The 6,329-nt window shown below is 35.0% G+C and carries 3 protein-coding genes and 1 pseudogene; 2 read left to right on the plus strand and 2 right to left on the minus strand.

The window, feature by feature from the left end; all coding sequences use genetic code 11:
* Both Q0Y70_RS09195 and Q0Y70_RS09200 read right to left on the minus strand, forming a co-directional pair.
* On the minus strand, positions 1-2,826 hold a 2,826-nt coding region (locus tag Q0Y70_RS09195; protein ID WP_297820174.1), incomplete at its 3' end, for an HAD-IC family P-type ATPase.
* A 238-nt stretch (positions 2,827-3,064) separates the two neighbouring features.
* Positions 3,065-3,886: an aminoglycoside N(3)-acetyltransferase gene (locus Q0Y70_RS09200; protein ID WP_297820177.1), complete on the minus strand. Its 822-nt coding sequence runs from the start codon at positions 3,884-3,886 to the stop codon at positions 3,065-3,067.
* A gap of 495 nt (positions 3,887-4,381) precedes the next feature.
* Between Q0Y70_RS09200 and Q0Y70_RS09205 the strand changes: the two genes are divergently transcribed.
* Together Q0Y70_RS09205 and Q0Y70_RS09210 are read left to right on the plus strand one after the other, a co-directional pair.
* Complete coding sequence (locus Q0Y70_RS09205) at positions 4,382-5,959, plus strand: ABC transporter ATP-binding protein (protein ID WP_297820180.1); 1,578 nt, start codon at positions 4,382-4,384, stop codon at positions 5,957-5,959.
* Positions 5,959-6,329, plus strand: a pseudogene (locus Q0Y70_RS09210) (ABC transporter ATP-binding protein); the annotation flags it as partial. The gene Q0Y70_RS09205 and the pseudogene Q0Y70_RS09210, both read left to right, overlap by 1 nt.

Genomic DNA, 6,329 nt, shown 5'->3' on the forward strand with positions numbered 1-6,329 from the left:
CAATAGAATATGACCGAGCTCGTGAGCAATCGAAAATCGTTGACGCGCGGGAGATTTCGTGTCATCATAGAATCTGTAACCATCATAATTCTCTTTTACAAAAGGGAAGTAATCATCAAGCTCATAATCTTTTAATATCTTTGCAGCCTCGTCTTTTGTAAAGCCTATCATTGAATCATAATCTTCATTTTCTGAGTTAGAAGCGTTTCTTCTATCATTAATTACCTTAACGATTTGAATAATCACAGTTGGAATTAAGGCAAGCACGCCAATCCAAACGAATTGGTTAGCTGATAAAGGAGTAACTGCGAACAATCCATGAAGTGCTGGAACAAAAAGAATCAATGCAAGAAGTAATGTTCCTAAAGCAAAAGCAGCTAAACTGTACCAGTTATTCTTAAAGCCCACTTTGAAGATACTGTGTTGCGAACGACAGTTAAAGCCGTGAAGCAATCGCGCAAAAGTCAAAGTTGAAAAGGCCATGGTAGTAGCCACTGCCGCATTGGTCTTGAGACCAATTAAGAATGCAGCAATTACGCCAACAGAAATCAGTAAACCTTGCAAAGTAATCTTGCTTACCAATGCTTTATCTAAAATCCCAACTTTAGGATCACGTGGTTTTTTATCTAAAACATCGCTAGCACCAGGCTCCATTCCGATTGCAAGAGCTGGAAGTGAGTCGGTTACCAAGTTAATGAATAAAAGCTGGACCGCCACAAATGGAACAGGTAGACCGCCAATTGATGCAAATAATACTGTAATAATTGCTGACAAGTTACCTGAGAGCAGGTACATGATGGCATTTTTGATATTTTCAAAAACAGTTCGTCCATTGGCAACTGCTTTAATAATTGTAGCAAAGTTGTCATCAGCCAAAATCATGCTGGCTGCATCTTTAGAAACTTCAGTACCAGTAATTCCCATTGCCACACCAATGTCAGCTTTCTTAAGAGCTGGGGCATCGTTAACACCGTCACCAGTCATAGAAACGATCTTGTCTTTATTTTGCCAAGCTTTAACGATTCTGATCTTGTTTTCAGGTGATACTCGGGCGTAAACTGCGATCTTTTCAATCTTTTGAGCAAGTTCATCATCGCTCATTTTGTCTAATTCCAAGCCAGTTACCGCAATATCGCTGTTATTAAAGATACCGATCTTTTTGGCAATTGCTACAGCGGTGACTTTATGGTCACCAGTGATCATCACAGTGCGAATACCAGCTTTCTTTGCACGAGCAACAGCAGCCACACTTTCTGATCGTGGTGGATCCATTTCAGATACTAATCCGATAAATGTAAAGCTGTTTTCAGTATCAAGAGTTAAGTCTTCGTCTTTTTCTTTGTAAGCAAAGGTCAAAACACGTAGACCATTTTCTGAAAAGTGGGTATTTTGAGCTAAGATCTCTTTGCGATCTTGCTCAGTCATTGGTCGGACAGTGTCGCCAATGCGAATATTGTCGCATCGGTCTAAGAGCACATCGATAGCACCTTTTACAAAAATAGTTGGTTCATTATGAATCAGGTGTTTGGTACTCATTAACTTACGATCAGAGTCAAATGGCAGTTCTTGCTGACGAGTGAGCAGATCACGCAAGTCTGTTTCTGATAAGCCAAGTTTGTTGTTACCTAGATCAATACCTGGAACTTGGTGGTACATTTCAAGTAATGCTGATTCGGTTGGATCACCAATAACTTTTCCATTTTTGATGCTTGAATCATTGTTTAAAACTGCATCATAAAGTAAATAGCGGTGCAACTGATTACTGAGGTCTAATTGGTTTGGCTTTAAAACCTCACCACCAATATAAATATCTTCAACAGTCATCTTGTTTTGAGTCAAAGTACCAGTTTTATCGGAACAAATTACAGAAACAGAACCTAATGACTCAACTGCAGCCAAGTTTTTGATGATGGCATTTTCTTTGGCCATTTTTTGTGTACCCATTGCTTGGACGATGGTCACGATTGAACTTAAAGCTTCAGGAATTGCGGCAACTGCTAACGCAACTGCGAATAAAAGGGCATCAAGAATGCCTTGGCCGCGCCAGATTTGCAAACCTAAAACAGCAGCACAGATAATTAAAATAGTAACTGCCAATTTAGAGGAGAAGTTATCAAGAGACACTTGTAGTGGAGTGCGACGCTCTTTTGTTTCGTTCATCAGAGAGGCAATTTTACCAATTTCAGTGTTCATACCGGTTGCAGTTACTAAGACATTAGCGCGCCCGTAAGTAACTAAGGAACTTGAATAAACCATATTGATACGGTCACCAATTGGTTGTTCTTCGTCAATATCAATGTCTGCTTTATCGATATTAGTTGATTCACCAGTCAGCGAACTTTCGTTAACTTGCAGAGAAAAATTGTCTAAAATTCGTCCGTCAGCTGTTACCATGTCGCCAGCTTCCAGCAACATGATATCGCCAGGTACAACGTCTTTCGAATCGATTTCAATTTTTTCACCATTACGCAAGACCTTCGCACTTGGAGAAGAAAGTGACTTCAGTGATTCAAGTGATTTTTCAGCTTTAATATGCTGCACGGTTCCTAAAATGGCATTCAAGATTAACACTGCGATAATTACTAAAGTACTTTCTAATTCTCCTGTGAAAGCAGAAATAATCGCAGCAATAATTAAGATGATCACCATTAAGTCTTTAAATTGCTCTAAAAAGACCTGAAAGGCACTTTTCTTTTTGCCTTCAACTAAAGCATTCTTACCATATTTTGTAAGATTTTCTTCAGCTTGAGCAGATGATAAACCATTGCTATCTGTTTTAAATTCTTTTAAAACTTCAGCTTTGGGCTGTCGATAGTATTGTTTCATAAATCCTCCATAAAATTAGGTGAGTTTAGACAAAAAAAGAGACTATGCTAAACTCAAAAAAGTTTATACATAGTCTCACCATTTAAATTTACAGCGGAAAATAATTTCGTGATATGACGCCGTAAATACAAAATTAGATTTGTCGGTTACTCCCTATAATTAACGTAAATAAAATTAAATCATATTTAGATGAGTTAATCAATATATTTTTTGCAATTTAAATAGAAATGAAATGTTTTTACATACAATTACCAAATTGGTGATCTTTTTTGTCAAACCAATCTTGCGCAAACTCAACAAGTGGACGAGTATTAATTACTTTTATAATTCCGTGACCCAATGTTATTGATTGAAAGGCATTTGGAAACATCTTTTCAAAAGTCCTACCTAGTTCAGAAAAATCATCATACGAATCCAAATCGACATTTTGATATTCCGTCCAAATAGTCTTGCCAGATTCATCAATTCCTGTAGCTGCTGAATATGTTTGTTTTTTTCTATGAATAGTTGATTCTGCATAATGCAACATAGTACATGTTTCATAGTCAGTACCTAAAAAGATAGTTTTTCCATAATGTTGATAGATATAATCTAATGGACTATTTATGCCATATGGTAGATTAAGTGGTTGCTTAGCAGCGATTTGTTTAGCATTTTTGCCCCAAATAGCAATAGGTAAGTAGGGATGAGTACTTCTAAATACATCTGGTAAAGCGCGAAAATACTCAGGAGTTAATCCTAATCCTTCAGTTGGTGAAGTAACAGGATCATAAGGTGGCATAGAATCACGAATGGTTTGTATTAAATCTTGACGGACTGGTGGATACTCCCAAGTTGCGGGATCACAATTAGTTGAAACCTGTGAAGGCATCATTAATGTACCACTTGCTAATGTTTCTTTAAGAGCTTGCACAATGGTTTGGCTTGCACCAGGTAAGAATTGAAACTTGCTCATAGATGTGTGAACCAGACACACATCATTTTTAGTTACATTAAGTTGATGCAGAGCATTTTTTAAATCACTTTTTGTAATTACATTAGTAATCAATTTTTCAGACATTTTTATTCCTTCTTTGTTAAATAGAATTATTGGCTTGGTCTGAAAAAGACTACTCTTGCTTTAATACAACAGCTATTAATCGTAAATTTCTTGTTACTCATAGTTGTTTTCTCCTGATATCAATAAATTAAAACAATTCTAACACAAAAAACATGATAAAGTATATTGCAATATGAGAGAAATATGATATAGTTTTAACTATATTATTGAAATACGAGGAAATCGCCATATGATTCGTCTATTGAATCTTTAATATCTGAATTTTGAAAAAGAAGAGTGTGACTAAGGCTTATTTAGTGTACCCAATTTTCACATTGCCAGATATTAGCAGTAAACGAATCTAAGGCGATTTTTAGTAAAATCGACCTCTTATTTGTGGTGCTGTTAATTGACGTTGGGTACAATTGGCAGCACTTTTTCTTTGCAATAAATCTTATTAAAGATAGTTACTTAATCTTTATATTTAAACATTCAAAGAAAATGAGAGACGAGAAGATGGGTTTAAAACAGTATTTCCAAATTAACAAAAAACACGCTTTGCTGGTTTTATTCTTAATCACATTAACGCAGCTAGCAACAACTATTTATACCTACCTAACTAGCCCTGAGCTAAATGCTATTTCACAAGGTAAATTTACTATATTTTTAATTTTGATTGCCGGTCAATTCGTTATTGGTCAGATCTGTAATGTAAGTTATAACTTAGCTAGTGTAGAAAATACCAAGCAGACGCAGAATTTATTTCATGAAGTTAGACAAAAGATCATACATCATTATTATCAAAATCCTGAAAAATTATCTGAAATGGAGAATCATCTGGGAAATGACTTACAGATTATTCAAGATAGTTATTATAGTGTGTATTTCTATTTTTTATGCGACTTCATTTATATAATTCTAACAATCAGTACATTATTTACTTTTCACTGGATTTTAGTCGCTTTCACACTAGCAGATACATTTTTGGCGATCGCTGTTCCAAAAGTGTTAGAAAAATATACCAACAATGCGACACAGGCAGTTTCAAGTAAAAACGCCATTTTTCTAAATACGATTCAAAATTGGTTTGACGGACTTGATGAGCTAAGAAGATATAAAAATAAAACAGTCTTAAAAAGAGTTATTGGTCAAAAAAGTCAGCAACTAGAAAAAAGTGAATATCATCGAAGTAAGATAGTCAACTACGTTCAACTTGTTTCATCGATTTTTGATGTAATAGGAAGAATTGGAGTTCCGCTCATTGCTGGAATCTTATTTATCAAACATCAAGTGAGTTTGGGTGTGATTTTAACTGCTGGATATTTTGCCAATGGGATTTTTTGGAGTGTTAGCTCATGTATTTTCAAATATGTTCAACTTAAGTCCACACAGACTTTAAGAAATAGGCTCTTTGAGCTACAGAAAGTTACAAAAGAATCCGATTTTGATCCAATTGAAAAAATAGCTTTGATTGAAACTAAAAATCTCTGTGTTCAATATGAACACGGGGAGAAAATCTCTTATCCTGATCTTAGAATTAACATTGGTGAAAAAATTCTTCTAACAGGTGACAGTGGCAGTGGTAAATCAACTTTACTTAAGGTACTTTTAGGCGAGATTAGTCCAATCAGCGGTGAGGTGATTTATAAAGACAAAGAAGATCGAGTGATCCATCCTGATTTACGACAAATAGGATATTTAGCACAAGATTTGATTATGTTTCCTGGCACTATTAACGAAAATATCACGATGTTTGATAAAAAACTTAATAAAAAAGTGCCAAAAGTTGTTAAATCGACTCAATTTAGTTCGGATCAAAAACGCTTTAAAAAGGGTCTTGCTACCAAAATTGATCCGAAAAAGAACCTGCTTTCAGGAGGGCAGAAGCAAAAAGTTATTTTGATGCGATCAACAATCTATCAAAAATCAGTACTGTACTTAGATGAGGCAACTAGTGCAATTGATGAAAAAGCAACGACCAAAATCTTGAAAGAACTAACAAAGACACCACAAACGATCATAATGATTGCTCATAATTTAAATTCTCAACAAAAACAATTATTTGATCGTGAAATTAACTTGGAGGCGAAATAATGAGCTGGAAAGAGTTATTTAAATTTAATCCTTGGAAATTTAGTTTGGTAACGTTTTTACAAGCGACATGTGGTCTAGCTGAAGTGGGATATGCTTATTTGCTAACTTTACAATTTGATGCAATTCGGAAACACAATTTACCTTTATTTTTGCTATTTTCATTAGCTGAATTCTTATGTTATCTTTACGTTTATCTTGCATATCAAATAGCTACACTTAACTGGCAAAAACTTCAACAAGACTATTTTCATATGGTTCGCCAAGAGATTACTGACCATTATTTTGAAGATGGCAAAATTCACCGCTCATCTGATATACAAAACAGGCTGACCAATGATATCACCCTAGTTCATAATGATTATTTTAATCC

Origin of the sequence: uncultured Lactobacillus sp., assembly GCF_947367085.1 — a bacterium.
Taxonomy (GTDB): domain Bacteria; phylum Bacillota; class Bacilli; order Lactobacillales; family Lactobacillaceae; genus Lactobacillus.